Raw genomic sequence first — 15,259 nt, 5'->3', positions numbered from 1 at the left:
CGGTCCGCGTGCTTCCGGCGCTGGGGCTGATGGAGTTTTCGACGACCGGGCGTAGGGGCGGGCTCGTCACAACTGCAGCTTGAATCCCACGTGGGAGGCCTCGAAACCGAGCCGCTCGTAGAAGCGGTGGGCGTCGGTGCGGGTCGCGTCGGACGTCAGCTGGACCAGCTGGCACCCCTGGCGCCGCGATGCGGCGACGGCCCATTCGATCAGCTGCGTACCCAGCCCGCTGCCCCGCTCGTCCGCGTGGATGCGCACGCCTTCGATGATCGAGCGGGTGGCGCCCCTGCGGGAGAGGCCCGGGACCACCGTGAGCTGGAGGGTGCCGACCACGCGGTCCGCGCGTACGGCGACCACGAGGTGCTGGTTCGGGTCCGCGGCGAGCCGTGCGTGGGCGGCGAGATAGGGTGCCAGGTCCTCCGGTGACTCACGACGGGCGCCCAGCGGATCGTCGGCCAGCATGGCCACGATCGCCGGGACGTCCTCGGCCGCGGCCACTCTTATCTCAAGATCTGCCATGACGGCAGCCTAGGTGACCGGTGCGGCAGGACGTCCCGGGACGTCACGCGGGGACGCGCAGCTCTTCGACGGCCCGCACGAGCGGTGCCAGCTCGGGGTTCTCGGCCGCGGTGTCCAGGGCCTCACGCAGGGCCTTCTCGTTGGTGGGGCGGGCAGCCCGGAGCAGTTCGAGGCCGGCGTCCGAGACGTTCGTGTAGATGCCGCGCCGGTCGGTAGGGCACAGGTAGCGCAGCAGCAGCCCCCGGTCCTCGAGGCGGGTCACCAGGCGGGTGGTGGCGCTCTGGCTGAGGACGACGGCGTCGGCGACCTGCTTCATCTGCAGGTGGCCGCCCTCCCCGTCGTGCTGACGGCTGAGGACGTCGAGCAGGGAGTACTCGCGCACGCTGAGGTCGTGCCCGGCCTGTAGGGCCCGCTCGATGTGGGCCTCGATCTTTCCGTGGAGCAGGGAGAGCGCGCACCAGCCCTGGGAGAGGGCGGTGAGTGCGGGGTCTGTCGCGGTCATGGCTCGTGGATCCTCCGTCCCGGCGCGGCTGTACACCAGCGTAGTCGATGCTCCGCGATTGCCCGCGTTTGCAATTAGCCAGCGTCTGCAATTATTGTGAGGTCTCGTAAAGCGCACTTGCAACAGTCTGGAAGGTGAACCCATGCCGCTCGCGCTTCTCGCCCTCGCGATCGGGGCTTTCGGGATAGGAACCACCGAATTCGTGATCATGGGGTTGCTCCCGGAGGTCGCGGGTGACTTCGGCGTCTCCATCCCCACGGCCGGATTTCTGGTGACCGGATACGCCCTCGGCGTCATGTTCGGCGCCCCGCTCATGACCGTCCTGGGGACCCGGACCTCCCGCAAGCGCATGCTGATGCTTCTGATGGGCCTCTTCATCGTCGGCAACCTGCTCTCCGCCGTGGCACCGGTCTTCGCCGTGATGCTGGTCGGCCGGGTCGTCGCCTCGCTCGCCCACGGCGCTTTCTTCGGCATCGGTTCGGTCGTCGCGGCCGAACTGGTCGCTCCGCAGAAGAAGGCCGGAGCGATCGCCATGATGTTCACCGGCCTGACCGTGGCCAACGTCGTCGGCGTGCCCCTGGGCACCCTCGTCGGCCAGTCCCTCGGGTGGCGCTTCACCTTCATGATCGTGGCGGCACTCGGGGTCATCGGACTGGTCGGTATCGCAAAGCTGGTACCGGACCTGCCCAAGCCCGCGGGGGTGCAACTGCGCCATGAGCTGGCCGCGTTCAAGAACGTGCAGGTCCTGCTCGCCATGGCGATGACCGTGCTCGGCTTCGGCGGGGTCTTCGCGGCCATCACCTACATCGCGCCGATGATGACGCACGTCGCCGGGTTCTCCGACGGCTCGGTGACCTGGCTGCTGGTCCTCTTCGGCCTCGGCATGGTCGGCGGCAATCTTGTCGGCGGAAGGTTCGCCGACCGAGCCCTGATGCCGCTGCTGTATGTCTCCCTGGGTGCCCTGGCGCTCGTGCTCGGCCTGTTCACCGTCACCGCGCACCACAAGGTTCTCGCCGCGGTCACCATCGCCCTGATCGGCGCACTCGGCTTCGCGACCGTGCCGCCGCTGCAGAAGCGCGTCCTCGACCAGGCCTCCGGAGCGCCCACGCTCGCCTCGGCGGTCAACATCGGCGCCTTCAACCTCGGCAACGCCCTCTCCGCCTGGCTCGGCGGCATGGTGATCTCCGCGGGCCTCGGCTACACCGCCCCGAACTGGGTCGGCGCCGTCCTCGCCGCGAGCGCGCTCGTCCTGGCCGTCGTCTCGGCCGCGCTGGAGCGACGTGCGCCCGAGCATGACGTGGCCGTCACCGGCGCAGAGCGGCGGCCTGCCGAGCCGGTCCACCACTGAGCGGCCGTCCGATCAGCCTGGACCGCGTTGCGGCTAGCCGAGCCGCGGTCCAGCACCGGTCACCTAACGCCCAGCCTGACCGAGCGACAGCACGCCGCGCCGTCCACCACCGAGGACCACCTCGACCAGCCCGTACCGCGCAATGGCGCGCCGATCCGGCCCGCGGCCGGTCACCTCTCGCCCAGCTGACCGAGCGACGGCACGCCAAGCCCGTCCACTGCGCACGCCCCCCGATGTTCAGCCTGCACCACCCGTAAGGAGCCCGATCCCCCATGAGCAGCACCACTCGCATCGCCCCGCTGACCATCCAGGACGCCGAGACGCTCGTCGATGCGGCCCGTCGTGCCGCCGAGGCCGCCGGAGTCACCGTGAGCGTCACCGTGCTCGACGCCGGCGGGCACCTGCTCGCCTTCCGTCGCGACGAGCGCGCCGTGCTGATCTCCGGCGAGACCAGCACGCGCAAGGCCTACACCGCCCTGCAACTGAACGCGCCCACCGCCGACCTCGTCGACCTGGTCAAGCCGGACGGACCGTTCCACAGCCTGCAAACGGCGCTCGACCGGCCGCTGCTGTTCATCGCGGGCGGGCTCCCGGTCCACCGCGGCGGCCACCTCATCGGCGCGATCGGTGTCGGTGGGGGCACCCCCGACCAGGATCACGGCTTCGCCACCACGGCCGCGCAGTCCCTCGCCTGAGAGACCGCACCCGGCATCGGGCCCGGAGCGGCCGCGGCACAGCGGCGCTCGGGGCGGGCCCGTCGCGCTGCTCAGCCGGCGGCGACCGTCAGCGGTGCGAAACGGCGTGCCCAGTCGCCGGGCAGCTCCGCGGCGCCGTAGTTCATCACGGTGTTCATGGCGACGCCGTCCAGGCCCCGCTCCTTGAGCCAGGACAGCAGGGCGTCGTGGCGTACGTCGACATCGGTCCGTAGCGGCCGGTCGGTTCCCGCGGCGAGTCCGGTGATCAGGGACGTGGCGGTTTCGGTGTCACGGGCGATCAAGGGGCCGATGACGTGGGTGTCCATGTTGGGCCAGGCGGCCGCGTATCCGATGAGTTCACCGCCGTCCTCGGCGACGCGCAGCTGGTCCGCGAAGGCGGGAAGGCGGGCGATGACGTGCGTGCGGTCGGCCCCGAACACCTCGGCGTCCAGGCGCAGGATCGCCGACAGATCCTCCGCGGTGGCCGGTCGGGTGGCCACCGCGGGCGCCGGGCCACCGGCGACGAACCGGCCCCGCACCATCTCGGCGCGTCCGGTGACCTTGAAGCCCAGCTCCTCGTAGAGCGGCTGCCCGTACGGCGTCGCGTGCAGCGTCAGCGGCGTGGTGCCCGCCCGTTCGACGATGTACCGCATCAGGCGTCTGCCGACCCCGCGGCGCGCGTACCGCTCGGCGACCAGGACCATGCCGATCGCCCCGAGTTCGGCCCGCTCCCCGGGCCCGTACTCGGTCAGGACGCAGACGGTGACGAGTCCGCCGGCCGGGTCATCGATGCCGTAGCCGGTGCCCGCCGCGAGCAGCAGGCCCCATTTGTGCTCCTCGCGTGGCCAGCCACGGTTCTCGGAGAGGTCGGCGCACGCGCGCACGTCACGCGGGGTGAGGCGGCGGATGGGCAGGTCGGAGAGGGAAGGTGTCGACACGCAGGTCAGGCTGTCGGACGGAGCCCGGTGGCGTCCACCGCTTTGCGCGCACTGGCCCGATGCTTTCGGCCACGTCGGGTCAGGCCCCAGGGCTTGAGGACGGAGATCGCCGTCATGAAGACGTAGGAGGTCAGGGAGACGATCGGGCCGGCCAGCAGATCCGTCGGGCGGGTGAGTGCCTCACCGGCGGAGAGCGTCACCACGGCGTCGTCGACGCCGGGCCGCAGAGCGAAGACCGATGCCGCGGTCGTGACGAGAGTGAGCCAGAACTTGATGTAGACCCACCGGTGCCGGGCCAGCCCCCATGGCGTGCCGAGGGAGAGCAGGAGACCGCTCACCAGGGTCAGCAGGGCGACCGGGATCACCAGCCAGTCAGCGAAGAGCTTCATGGCCCGGGCCGAGGCTTCGACGGCAGGGCCGGCCCCCGTCGCCGTCGCGGTGACGGCGAGCGTGAGAAGCCCGAGCGTGACGCCGAGCCAGGAGGCGGAAGCGGTCACGTGGACGACGAGGAGCGCCCGGCGCGGGCGGCGGCGAAGTTTCACGTGAAACACGGTGCCGGGGACGGGCTCAGCACGCGTCTGCCGGCGGGAGTAACCGGGCCTACTCGTCCCGGCGTACGGGTCGGGAGGCTCCTCAAGGCTGACCGTCGCGGGCCAAGTCCCCGGTGGCGGGCCGCGCACGCCGACGAGGAAGGTCGGGCCCTGGCTCTGGACGGAAGCGGCTCAGCCGAGGTCCGGGGCGTGCATCGCCCGTACTCCCTCGATGTTGCCGTCAAGGTAGTGGCGCAGGGAGAGCGGTACCAAGTGGACCGAGGCGATGCCGACCCGCGTGAAGGGCACCCGGACGATCTCGTACTCACCGCACGGTTCATCGATCTCGGGGCCGTGCCGCTGGTCCAGGTCCATGGACTCCAGGCGGCAGACGAAGAAGTGCTGGACCTTCACGCCGGTCGTCGTGGCGTCCTCACCGATGTGTTCGACGGTGTCCACGAAGCAGGGCACCACGTCGGTGACCTTGGCCCCGAGCTCCTCGTGCACCTCCCGGTGGAGGGCGTCCACGACGGTCGGGTCCTCCGGTTCGACACCGCCACCAGGGGTGACCCAGTACGGATCGACGCCGGGCTTGGTGCGCTTGATCAGGATGAGGTCGTCGCCATCGAGTAGGACGGCGCGTGCGGTGCGCTTGACCACGGGTCGGACGGTCATGGGAGAAATGTGGCCCGGTCGGTTCCACGTGAAACATTCCGAGTCGGGTCAGTCGTCTCTCACGACCAGTCGGCCGCGGCACGCAGGAGCCACTCGTGCGCCCGCGCGATGTGCGGCAGGGCGAGGGTGCCGGTGCGTACGACGAGGAAGTACGTGCGCAGAGGAGGTACCGGCGGATCCAGCAGCGCCACGATCTCGCCGCGTTCCAAAGCGGGCGCACACAGATAGCGGGGCAGGACGGCGAGGCCCGCTCCCGCGATCACGCACGCCAGTACCGCACGCAGATCCGGCACCACGACCGTGCCGGAGACGGCGGGGCGGGAGTCGAAGACGGAAACCCAGTACCGGGAGACCAGCGGCAGCGACTCGTGGACCTCGACCACCGGGAACTTCTCCAGCGAGGGGGCCGCGTCCCGGTGCACCATGCCGGAGCCGATCCGGGCGGCCCAGTGGGCTCCGGCGACCAGCACATGCTCCTCGTCACAGAGCGGAGCCGCCATGAGCAGGGCGCCGCGCGGGCGGGCCGTGGTGATGGCCAGATCATGATGTCCGGCGGCGAGCCCCTCGACCGACTCCTCGGCGGTGCCGAAGGAGGCGCGCAGAGCGATGCTGTGGCCGTCGTCCCGGGTCAGGGCGGTCAAGGCGGGCAGCGCGCGCTCAGCGGTGAACTCCGGGGGCCCCGCGAGGTGCAGCGTACGGACGGCGGACTCCTCGTCGAGTCCGGCCTCGGTGATCTCGACGAGTGCGTCGAGGTGCGGGGCCGCCTTGTGCGCGAGCTCGTCCCCGATGCTGGTGGGCGTGACACCGCGCGCCTGACGCAGGAAGAGCGGGCGGCCCAGCTGTCGTTCCAGTGTCCGTATCTGGGAGGTCACCGCGGGCTGCGAGAGTCCCAGCAGTGCGGCGGCGCGGGTGAACGACCCTGCGCGATGGACCGTCACGAAGGTGCGCAGCAGAGCGAGATCCATCGTGACGCGTGCCTCCCCTCCGGCTCAGGGCCGCGCCCCACTATAAATAAGTCGATAGGGCTCTGTCGCCCACGTGATTGGACACTGACACAGAGTCAACTAGCCTTGTGAGCGCGGTTCTTCGCGCGCAGAACCGGGACGGCCCGAGCCACGAGGGGGGAGGCTCGGGCCGTCCGTCGTGCGGGGGGCGGCAGGTGCGCGGCCCCCCGCCCCGCCCTGGTCAGGGCCGCGCGCCGCGGCCGTCCACCGCGTCCCGCACCGCGTCGAGCAGGCCGTCGCTCGCTGCCTCGACCATGCGCAAGCACTCCTCGAAGCCGCTCAGGTCGCCGTAGTACGGGTCCAGGACGTCCTGGTCGTCGGGGCCGGCCGCGGGGTCGTAGGAGCGCAGCAGGCGCACCTTCGCCGCGTCCTGGGGGGTCGGTGCCAGCCGGCGCAGGGTGCGCAGGTGGCCCGCGTCGAGGGCGAGGACGAGATCGAGGCGGTCGAACCAGTCGCGCCGGAACTGGCGGGCCGTGTGCTCGGCGGGGTAGCCGCCCTCCTGGAGGACGCGGACGGCGCGGGGGTCGGCGCCCTCGCCCACGTGCCAGCCGTCGGTGCCCGCGCTGTCGAGCGCGACGGCACCGGACAGACCGGCTTCCTCGACGCGGGTGCGGAAGACGTGTTCGGCGATGGGTGAGCGGCAGATGTTGCCGGTGCAGACGAAGCAGAGGCGGTACGTCATGGCCGGGGCTCAGTCGTTGTCGGGCAGGACGACGTTCAGCGCCCAGGAGACGATCGAGATGATGAGGCCGCCGAGGACCGCCGTCCAGAAGCCGTCGACGTGGAAGCTGAGGTCCAGCTTGTCGGCGAGCCAGGACGTGAGCAGCAGCATCAGGGCGTTCACGACCAGCGTGATCAGGCCCAGGGTGAGGATGAAGAGCGGGAAGGTGAGAACCTTCACGATCGGCTTCACGAAGAAGTTGATCAGGCCGAAGATCAGTGCCACCACGATCAGGGTGCCGATCTCCTTGCCGGTGCTGTCGCCGGTCAGCGTGATCTTGTCGAGCAGCCAGACCGCGACGGCCAGGGCCCCCGCGTTGGCGAGTGTCTTGACTACGAAATTCATCATGTGTCTGATCGTGGCAGACGGGGCCGGTGTGGATGCCGGTGCCAAGTGGGGACAGCGAGGCGACGAGGGCGATGAAGGCATTCCGGCTGGACGAACTGGAGACGGAGCGCGTCGCCAACGACGGCGCGTACCTGCAGTTCCTGCGTGAGCGGAACATGTCGGTCGGGCTGTACGCGCTGGACGCGGGGGAGCAGGACCCGCAGCAGCCGCACCAGCAGGACGAGGTGTATGTCGTGGTCAGCGGGCGCGCTTCGATCACCGTGGGGATGGAGACCACGCAGGTCGGCCGCGGGAGCGTGGTCTACGTGCCGGCGGGGGTCGCGCACAAGTTCCACCACATCAGCGAGGACCTGCGGGTCCTGGTGGTCTTCTCTCCCCCGGAGAGCTGACCTGGACCCGGGGGTTCCCTAAGGGTCGGGTCAGGGGAGGGCAAGGGGTCGCGGTGCCCCGCGCGGGCCCCCGCCGTGTCAGCATCGAGTGCAGGAAGTCAGGAGAGTCCCGGCACGGGACTCACGGTGAAGGAGCGAGGGCAGTGCGAGAGATATTCGCGGGCATGCCGTGGTGGGTGAAGTGGGTCGCGGTGCCGGTCATCGCCCTGGTCGTGTTCGGCGGGCTGATCGCCAGCGTCGTCGGCTTCGTGATCGGCCTGCTCTTCAAGGTGCTGGTGTTCGCCGCGCTGGTGGGCGGACTCATCTACGTCGTACGGAAGTTCGTGGTGGGGTCGTCCTCGCACAGCGACTGGTGAGGCGCGGCGGGGGCGCCGTAGCGGGCCCGGAGGGTTGTGCGGTGCGACGGTTCGCACGACCGGGGGAAGTTTCCTCTTCAGGCCCGCACCAAGCGGTGGCCAAGGGTTAAAGTCCGGATTCCGACGGCTCCGCCCCCGCGAGCCCGGGGGTGCGCGGGGGACCCACCCGCAGCGGGAGTGCACCTTGGCCACGGCTGATCCCCCACCTGCCGCCCCGCAGACGCTCATCGGCTCCGTCCAGCGAGCCCTGCGCCTGTTGGAGGCGGTCGCCGCGCACGGTGAAGGCGCTCCCGCCAAACAACTGGCCCGCGAGGCCGGGGTCGCCCTTCCCACGGCGTACCACCTGCTGCGCACGCTCACGCATGAGGGATATCTCCGCAAGGAGCGGGGCGTCTTCGTGTTCGGGGCGGCGGCCGAGCGGCTGAGCAGCAGCGGCGCGCAGCAGAATCGTCGCGGCATGATCACCGACGCGCTGCGGCACTGGCGCGACGTCCTGGGGGTGCCGGTCTACTTCGCGCTCTACCGGGACGGCGAGATCGAGGTCATCGCCGTCGCCGACACCCCGGCCACTCCGGCTGTCGAGGAGTGGGCCGACTTCCGGGAGACGGGCCACGCGCACGCGCTCGGCCAGTGTCTGCTCTCCCAGCTCGACGAGCAGGCGCGCCGTGATCACCTCGACCGCTATCCGGCCCGGTCCCTCACCCCGTACTCGGTCCGTGACGACCGGGCGCTGCTGCGCAGGCTGCGGACCGTGGGGCGGATGGAGCCGGTCATCGAGCGGCAGGAGTACGCGCTCGGGACGGTCTGTGCCGCGCTGCCGGTCACCGTCGGTGCGACCGCGGCGGCTTTGGCCATTTCTCTCCCTACCCATCAAGCAGAGAAACTGCTACCTGCGATCCACCGACTTCAGGCGGAGATCGACAAGCTCGTAGGGACACTCTCCTTCTCTATCAGCATCTGAAAACTCACTCCTTGTGATCCCCCGTGTACGTTGAGCAAGATGCGAACAGTGTCAGGAAGGTTATTCCTGGCCAATCGACGGCAAGTTGACGGGGTAGGCGATGCGCGAGTCGGTCCAGGCAGTCCAGGCAGAAGTCATGATGAGCTTCCTCGTCTCCGAGGAACTCTCGTTCCGCATCCCGGTGGAGCTGCAGTACGAGTCCCCGGACCCCTACGCGGTGCGCCTCACCTTCCATCTCCCCGGAGACGCGCCCGTGACCTGGGCGTTCGGCCGGGAACTGCTCGTCGACGGGGTCAACGGCGCGACCGGCGACGGCGACGTGCGGATCTCTCCCGTGGAGTGCGCGGGCGGCGGCCGCACCGACGAGCTGCCGGGCGAGGTGCACATCCGGCTCCAGGTGGGCAGCGATCACGCGCTGTTCCGGGTCGGCGTCGCACCCCTCATCGCGTTCCTCGACCGCACCGACAAGCTCGTGCCGCTCGGCCAGGAACAGGCCCTCTGCGACTACGAGGCCGAACTCGACGAGGCGCTCGACCGGATCCTCGCCGAGGAGCAGAACGCCGGCTGATCACCGGCCGTCACCAGGGCGTTCGGCGTAACGCTTCAGCAGCGCGGTGCACCCGAGCCGTTCCGCGCCGCTCAGTGCTTGCGCCGCCGCCCTCTGCCGCCGCGGGCCGCGGCCGCCACCGCACGCCCCCGGGTCTCCGGCCGGTCGGCGGCGACCACCAGCGCGGCCAGCGCGGTGGTCACCGGAACCGCGGCCACCAGGCCGATCGAACCGACCAGCGTGCGCACGATCTCCTCGGCCACCAGCTCGCTGTTGGCGACCTCGACCACACTGCTCTGCGCGATCGAGAAGAGCAGCAGCAGCGGCAGCGCCGCGCCCGCGTACGCGAGCACCAGCGTGTTGACGACGGACGCGATGTGGTCGCGGCCGATCCGGATGCCCGCCCGGTACAGCCCGCGCCAGCCCATCGCGGGGTTGGCCTCGTGCAGCTCCCACACCGCGGACGTCTGGGTCACCGTCACATCGTCCAGGACACCGAGCGAGCCGATGATGACGCCGGCGAGCAGCAGACCACTCATGTCGATGTGCGGGTACAGGCCGTGGATCAGACCGGTGTTGTCGTCCGTGTTGCCGGTCAGCGCCGCCCAGCCGATGAACAGCGAGCCCAACAGGCCGATGAGCAGCAGCGATACGAGAGTGCCGAGGACGGCGACCGAGGTCCGGGCCGTCAGTCCGTGGCACAGGTAGAGCGCGATCAGCATGATGGCGCTCGCCCCGACGACCGCCACCACCAGCGGGTTCGACCCCTGGAGGATCGCCGGGAGGATGAACAGCGTCAGGACCAGAAAGCTCACCGCCAGCGCGACCAGAGCCATGACACCGCGCAGCCGGCCCACGACGACCACCACGACGGCGAAGATTCCGGCCAGCAGCGCCATCGGGAACTTACGGTTCACATCGGTGACCGAGTACTGCAGGTTCTCCGGTGCATCCGGCGCGTAGGCCACGATCACCCGCTGGCCCGCACGCAGTTGGCGTGGCGAGTCCGGCTGGACGACCTCGGTGAACGTGCGTCCCTTGTCCTTGCCGGTGTCGATCCGGATGGACGCCTTCCCACACGTGCCGGTGGCCTGCTGCTGCGCCGACGAGCCCTCAGCCGTGGAGGTGTCGCCGGTCGGGGTCTCCCCCGAGGCGTTCACGGACTTGCAGTCGACCTTCTCGACCGTGGAGACCGTGGCCTGCTGTGTCTGCCGGTCGAAGCCGACCCCCGTGCGCTCGTGTGCCGGGGCGCCACCGGGCCACAGGACCACCAGACCGACGACGACCGCGACGGAGAACGGCACGAGGACGGCCGCGATGACCTTGCGCAGGTGCTGGGAGACGGGCGCGGCCGGGCCGTGGCTGTGCGAATGACCGTGTCCGTGGCCACCGCCGCCAGGGCCCGACGGGCCTGGCCCGTGCGGGGGTTGGGGCGGCGGAGGCGGGGGCTGCTGGGTGGTGGTCACCGCCCGATCATCGCAAGAACGACAGGGGCCCTCTGTTCAACGCGTCCGAAGGGACGCTAGCGTGGAGGCACCTTTGCACACGCGGGAGCTCGGAGCACCGGGCTGAGAGGGCGCTGACCTTCGTCCCGGCGTGTTTCACGTGAAACAGCGTGGAGCGCCGCCGACGAACATCGCTGCGTCGACCGCCGAACCTGTTACCGGGTAATGCCGGCGTAGGGAGTAGGTCTCATGACCACAACGGACGCACGCACGCCTGTCTCCAGCGGCTCACAGCCGGAGGCCGGGAAGTCCATCGGCTGGCACAAGGGGTACATCCGGGGTTCGCGCCCCGACCTCAACGTGCCGGTCCGCCAGGTGCACCTCACCAACGGCCAGGCCGTCACGCTGTACGACACCTCCGGCCCGTACACCGATCCGACCGTCGACACCGACGTCCGCCGGGGGCTCGCCCCCCTCCGAGAGAACTGGATCATCGCCCGCGGCGACACCGAGGAGTACGCGGGCCGGCCCGCCCGTCCGGAGGACGACGGCATCAAGCACACGTCGCCGCGCGGCGGGCTGCGCAACCTCGACGCGGTCTTCCCCGGCCGGCCGCGCCAGCCGCGCCGCGGCCGGACCGGCGAGCCCGTGACCCAGCTCGCGTACGCCCGGCGAGGCGAGATCACCCCGGAGATGGAGTACGTGGCCCTCCGGGAGAACGTCGCGCCGGAGGTCGTCCGCGAGGAGATCGCGGCGGGGCGCGCGGTCCTGCCCGCCAATGTGAACCACCCGGAGATCGAGCCGATGATCATCGGCAAGCGGTTCCTGGTGAAGGTCAACGCCAACATCGGCAACTCCGCCGTCACCTCGTCCATCGAGGAGGAGGTGGAGAAGATGACGTGGGCGACCCGCTGGGGCGCCGACACCGTCATGGACCTCTCCACCGGCCGCAACATCCACACCACGCGCGAGTGGGTGCTGCGCAACTCCCCCGTCCCCATCGGCACCGTGCCGCTCTACCAGGCCCTGGAGAAGGTCGACGGCAAGGCCGAGGAGCTGACCTGGGAGATCTATAAGGACACGGTCGTCGAACAGGCCGAGCAGGGGGTGGACTACATGACGGTCCACGCCGGCGTGCGGCTGCCGTACGTCCCGCTGACCGCCAACCGCAAGACCGGCATCGTCTCGCGCGGCGGTTCGATCATGGCCGCGTGGTGCCTGGCCCACCACAAGGAGAGCTTCCTCTACGAGCACTTCGAGGAGCTGTGCGACATCCTCGCGGCGTACGACGTCACGTACTCCCTGGGTGACGGACTGCGCCCCGGCTCCATCGCCGACGCCAACGACGAGGCGCAGTTCGCCGAGCTCAGGACGCTCGGTGAGCTGAACACCGTGGCCAAGCGGCACGGTGTCCAGACCATGATCGAGGGCCCGGGCCACGTCCCGATGCACAAGATCAAGGAGAACATCGACCTCCAGCAGGAGATCTGCGAGGAGGCGCCGTTCTACACGCTCGGCCCGCTGACCACGGACGTTGCTCCGGCCTACGACCACATCACGTCCGGGATCGGCGCCGCGATGATCGCCTGGTGGGGCACGGCGATGCTCTGCTACGTCACGCCCAAGGAGCACCTGGGCCTGCCCAACCGCGACGACGTGAAGACCGGCGTCATCACGTACAAGATCGCGGCGCACGCGGCGGACCTCGCCAAGGGGCACCCGGGCGCGCAGGACTGGGACGACGCGCTCTCCGACGCCCGCTTCGAGTTCCGCTGGGAGGACCAGTTCAATCTGGCCCTCGATCCGGACACGGCCCGGGAGTTCCACGACGAGACGCTGCCCGCCGAACCGGCGAAGACCGCGCACTTCTGCTCGATGTGCGGTCCCAAGTTCTGCTCGATGAAGATCTCGCAGGACATCCGCCGCGAGCACGGCTCCACGAAGGCCGAGGTCGAGGCGGGCATGGAACAGAAGTCGAAGGAGTTCGCGGAAGCGGGCAACCGCGTCTATCTGCCGCTCGCCGACTGACCGTCCTGCGTCTCGGACAGCGGGCTCGGGGCGGGCGCCCCGAGCCCGGTCACGGCCCCGTGCCCGGCCCGGCGCTCAGTCGGGCCGGTGCTCGGGGCCGCCGTAGTCCGGGCTCGTGAAGTCCGGGCTGGAGTAGCCGGCGCGCTGTCCCGTGGCGGTGCCGCCGCCGTCGGGGCTGCTGAAACCCGGCCGGTTGTAGCCGAGCTGGGGCATGCGGCTGGGGCCGCCGCTCCGGCCGCCGAGCGCCCCGCCGGCCGGCGGCACCGCCTGCGCTTCCCGCAGGAACGGCAGGATGCCCCGCTCCAGCAACGCTTCGCCCCAGGCTTCTCTGGCGCGCGTCAGCTCCTTGTCGGCCTCGCTGTGGGCGTGGGCCGGCAGCGAGGTCGATCCGTTGCGCAGGGCCGTCAGGAGCAGGCAGACCGCGGCGACGAGGATGCCCGCGGCCGTGAGCGCCCCGAAGACCCAGCCGGCCGACAGCAGCGCGCCGGCGAAGTCCGGCGGCGGGCTGAGCATCTTCAGGACGTAACCGACCAGCAGGAATATCGCGGCCGCGGTCCCCGCGAGGACCGGGGCCAGCACGACGGCGACCGCGGCGACCCCGGGCCCCGTGGTCTCCGCGACCTCGCCGATCGTGGCGGCGAACCCCAGGGAGCTGCCGCCGCCCGCTCCGGCGGTGTTGGAGGCGCCTCCTTCGCTCGGCGGACGGACGGGCCCGGACGCGGCGCGCAGCTCGTCGCGGACCTGGGTGTAGTGCTCGTACTCGGCGGCGGCCGCCGTGCTGATGATCGCGGCCGCGCCCAGCGCCATGGTGCGCAGTTGTTCGGGGTTGAGCCGCCGGCCCCCGGCGGCGAGATCAGGCCGGTCGGGTGCGGTACGCAGCGCCTCATCGAGGAGCCGCTCGAACTCGGGGCGGTCCTCGTTCAGCAAATGCGGAGCGCTGTTCATGTGCATCCCCCGATGCTCCGTAGGGCTTGGTGGCCCGCATGGTTACGAGCCGTCGGGCAGAAACGGAGGGGAGCCTGCTACGGATAGGCCGATGGTAGAGCGGTCACGGCACGAGGTGACAGGGGGTTTCCGAAAATTGCCCCCCTGTGGCACCGGACCCTTTGTCTCCCGCGCCTGCCCGGTGAACTGTCAGATATCCATGGGGAGTTGCTGGACCAGCAGCTTTCCGGCCATGGTCACGCCGCCGTCCATGGCGATGGCCAGGCCGCCCGCGTACACATGCGGCCCCTCGACGACGGGGCCGCTGTCCTCGCCGTCGGCATCCTCGGTCCCGACCTCGCCGAGGAGGTAGGGGATGGGGCTGTGGCCGTGCACGACGCGCGAGCCGCCGAAGGTGCCGAGGAGTTCGCGCACGGCGCCCGGCCCCGTCTCGCCGTCCCGGAACGCGAAGCGCTTGGTGAACTTCCGGAACAGGTCCCAGCACTCGTCCGCGTCGTTGCGCGTGAGCGTCTCGCGGACCGTGTCGTTGACCGCCTCGATCGAGTCGCCGTAGTCGAGGTAGGCGGTGGTGTCCGAGTGCATGAGCAGGTGGTCGTCCTCGATCTCGATCGCGTCGAGCCGGGACATCCACTGCAGATGCACGTCCTGGAGGCGGTCCATGTCGGCCTTCTGACCGCCGTTGAGCAGCCAGGCCGCCTGGAAGGTGGCGGTGCCCGCGCCGGAGTTGACGGGCGTGTCGCCGAACCGTTTCGCGCCGAGCAGCAGCAGCTCGTGGTTGCCCATGAGCGCCTTGCAGTAGCCGCCCGCGGCGGCCGCCTCGGCGCTGAGCCGCATCACGAGGTCGATGACGCCGATCCCGTCGGGCCCCCGGTCGGTGAAGTCACCGAGGAACCACAGCCGCGCGTTCCCCGCGGCCCAGGCGCCCTCCGCGTCGACGAGACCCTTCACGTGGAGCGCGGCGAGCAGCTCGTCGAGGTAGCCGTGCACGTCGCCGACGACGAAGAGCGGGCCCATCCCGTCACCCGTGACGGGCGCCGGCTGACCGGTCTCCATCGGCACGGTGTCCCCCCGGGTGATGACCGGCAGATCGCGCTCGGTCGGGGTGTACCCGTCGGGGAACGGCGCCGGCTCGGGGGAGTCGGGGACGGGCTCGGGCGCCATCATGTTCGCCGGTACGTCATGGACGTACGCGGGAACGCGGAAGTCGCGCAGCGTCTCCGTGCGCGCTGCGGGTCCCTGACCGGCCCCCTGAGTCATCGACCCCTCCACCATTGCGCCGCCTGTGCACCGGATCGGACTGCCTGGTCG

General features: G+C 70.5%; 18 protein-coding genes and 1 riboswitch. Of the genes, 7 read left to right on the top strand and 11 right to left on the bottom strand.

Going from position 1 to position 15,259, the window contains the following annotated elements:
- Positions 1 to 66 precede the first annotated feature (66 nt).
- The gene (locus ABZY33_RS04170; protein WP_356489896.1) at positions 67 to 519 is read right to left on the bottom strand and encodes a GNAT family N-acetyltransferase; all 453 of its coding nucleotides are present in this window, start codon (positions 517 to 519) and stop codon (positions 67 to 69) included.
- Between the two features lie 43 nt (positions 520 to 562).
- Positions 563 to 1,021: a MarR family transcriptional regulator gene (locus tag ABZY33_RS04165; protein ID WP_356489895.1), complete on the bottom strand. Its 459-nt coding sequence runs from the start codon at positions 1,019 to 1,021 to the stop codon at positions 563 to 565.
- A 142-nt stretch (positions 1,022 to 1,163) separates the two neighbouring features.
- Between ABZY33_RS04165 and ABZY33_RS04160 the strand changes: the two genes are divergently transcribed.
- Complete coding sequence (locus ABZY33_RS04160) at positions 1,164 to 2,369, top strand: MFS transporter (RefSeq protein WP_356489894.1); 1,206 nt, start codon at positions 1,164 to 1,166, stop codon at positions 2,367 to 2,369.
- Between the two features lie 272 nt (positions 2,370 to 2,641).
- A complete protein-coding gene (locus ABZY33_RS04155; protein ID WP_356489893.1) occupies positions 2,642 to 3,064 on the top strand; it encodes a heme-binding protein in 423 nt (140 codons plus the stop codon).
- A 71-nt stretch (positions 3,065 to 3,135) separates the two neighbouring features.
- Here the strand turns inward: ABZY33_RS04155 and ABZY33_RS04150 are convergent, their stop codons facing one another.
- The 6 genes from ABZY33_RS04150 to ABZY33_RS04125 all read right to left on the bottom strand — a co-directional run bounded on the left by ABZY33_RS04150 (position 3,136) and on the right by ABZY33_RS04125 (position 7,280).
- Positions 3,136 to 4,002, bottom strand: a complete 867-nt coding sequence (locus tag ABZY33_RS04150; protein ID WP_356489892.1) for a GNAT family N-acetyltransferase — start codon at positions 4,000 to 4,002, stop codon at positions 3,136 to 3,138.
- Positions 4,003 to 4,007: 5 nt separating this feature from the next.
- Positions 4,008 to 4,544 carry a DUF2269 domain-containing protein gene (locus ABZY33_RS04145; RefSeq protein ID WP_356489891.1) on the bottom strand — a complete coding sequence of 179 codons (537 nt, stop codon included), beginning with the start codon at positions 4,542 to 4,544 and terminating at the stop codon, positions 4,008 to 4,010.
- Between the two features lie 180 nt (positions 4,545 to 4,724).
- Positions 4,725 to 5,207 (bottom strand): NUDIX hydrolase, encoded by a 483-nt coding sequence (locus tag ABZY33_RS04140; protein WP_356489890.1) that lies wholly within the window; start codon positions 5,205 to 5,207, stop codon positions 4,725 to 4,727.
- Positions 5,208 to 5,266: 59 nt separating this feature from the next.
- Positions 5,267 to 6,172: a LysR family transcriptional regulator gene (locus tag ABZY33_RS04135; protein WP_356489889.1), complete on the bottom strand. Its 906-nt coding sequence runs from the start codon at positions 6,170 to 6,172 to the stop codon at positions 5,267 to 5,269.
- Between the two features lie 220 nt (positions 6,173 to 6,392).
- Positions 6,393 to 6,893 carry a low molecular weight protein-tyrosine-phosphatase gene (locus ABZY33_RS04130; RefSeq protein WP_356489888.1) on the bottom strand — a complete coding sequence of 167 codons (501 nt, stop codon included), beginning with the start codon at positions 6,891 to 6,893 and terminating at the stop codon, positions 6,393 to 6,395.
- A 9-nt stretch (positions 6,894 to 6,902) separates the two neighbouring features.
- Positions 6,903 to 7,280 (bottom strand): phage holin family protein, encoded by a 378-nt coding sequence (locus ABZY33_RS04125; RefSeq protein WP_356489887.1) that lies wholly within the window; start codon positions 7,278 to 7,280, stop codon positions 6,903 to 6,905.
- A gap of 71 nt (positions 7,281 to 7,351) precedes the next feature.
- Between ABZY33_RS04125 and ABZY33_RS04120 the strand changes: the two genes are divergently transcribed.
- From ABZY33_RS04120 to ABZY33_RS04105, 4 genes are all read left to right on the top strand, one after another.
- Positions 7,352 to 7,669: a cupin domain-containing protein gene (locus ABZY33_RS04120; protein ID WP_356489886.1), complete on the top strand. Its 318-nt coding sequence runs from the start codon at positions 7,352 to 7,354 to the stop codon at positions 7,667 to 7,669.
- 143 nt (positions 7,670 to 7,812) lie between these two features.
- Positions 7,813 to 8,025 carry a DUF5326 family protein gene (locus ABZY33_RS04115; RefSeq protein WP_356489885.1) on the top strand — a complete coding sequence of 71 codons (213 nt, stop codon included), beginning with the start codon at positions 7,813 to 7,815 and terminating at the stop codon, positions 8,023 to 8,025.
- A gap of 184 nt (positions 8,026 to 8,209) precedes the next feature.
- On the top strand, positions 8,210 to 8,986 hold the full coding sequence (locus ABZY33_RS04110; protein ID WP_356489884.1) for a helix-turn-helix domain-containing protein: 777 nt from the start codon (positions 8,210 to 8,212) through the stop codon (positions 8,984 to 8,986).
- Positions 8,987 to 9,086: 100 nt separating this feature from the next.
- Positions 9,087 to 9,554, top strand: a complete 468-nt coding sequence (locus tag ABZY33_RS04105; protein WP_356489883.1) for an SsgA family sporulation/cell division regulator — start codon at positions 9,087 to 9,089, stop codon at positions 9,552 to 9,554.
- A gap of 71 nt (positions 9,555 to 9,625) precedes the next feature.
- On the opposite strand, the gene ABZY33_RS04100 is transcribed toward ABZY33_RS04105, so the two are convergent.
- A complete protein-coding gene (locus ABZY33_RS04100) occupies positions 9,626 to 10,999 on the bottom strand; it encodes a YibE/F family protein (protein ID WP_356489882.1) in 1,374 nt (457 codons plus the stop codon).
- A 71-nt stretch (positions 11,000 to 11,070) separates the two neighbouring features.
- Positions 11,071 to 11,235: riboswitch (TPP riboswitch) on the top strand.
- On the opposite strand from ABZY33_RS04100, the gene thiC reads away from it, so the two are divergent.
- The gene (gene thiC / locus ABZY33_RS04095) at positions 11,228 to 13,006 is read left to right on the top strand and encodes a phosphomethylpyrimidine synthase ThiC (RefSeq protein ID WP_356489881.1); all 1,779 of its coding nucleotides are present in this window, start codon (positions 11,228 to 11,230) and stop codon (positions 13,004 to 13,006) included. It overlaps the preceding riboswitch by 8 nt.
- A 75-nt stretch (positions 13,007 to 13,081) precedes the next feature.
- Here thiC and ABZY33_RS04090 read toward each other — a convergent pair whose 3' ends face one another.
- Both ABZY33_RS04090 and ABZY33_RS04085 read right to left on the bottom strand, forming a co-directional pair.
- A complete protein-coding gene (locus tag ABZY33_RS04090; RefSeq protein WP_356489880.1) occupies positions 13,082 to 13,957 on the bottom strand; it encodes a hypothetical protein in 876 nt (291 codons plus the stop codon).
- 183 nt (positions 13,958 to 14,140) lie between these two features.
- Positions 14,141 to 15,208, bottom strand: a complete 1,068-nt coding sequence (locus tag ABZY33_RS04085; RefSeq protein WP_356489879.1) for a metallophosphoesterase — start codon at positions 15,206 to 15,208, stop codon at positions 14,141 to 14,143.
- Positions 15,209 to 15,259 lie beyond the last annotated feature (51 nt).

It is taken from the genome of Streptomyces sp. NPDC006552, from assembly GCF_040611655.1.
In the GTDB taxonomy this organism is placed as follows: Bacteria; Actinomycetota; Actinomycetes; order Streptomycetales; family Streptomycetaceae; genus Streptomyces.
Note: the sequence above shows the minus strand (reverse complement) of the source record. Positions and strands in the feature narration are given on the sequence as shown.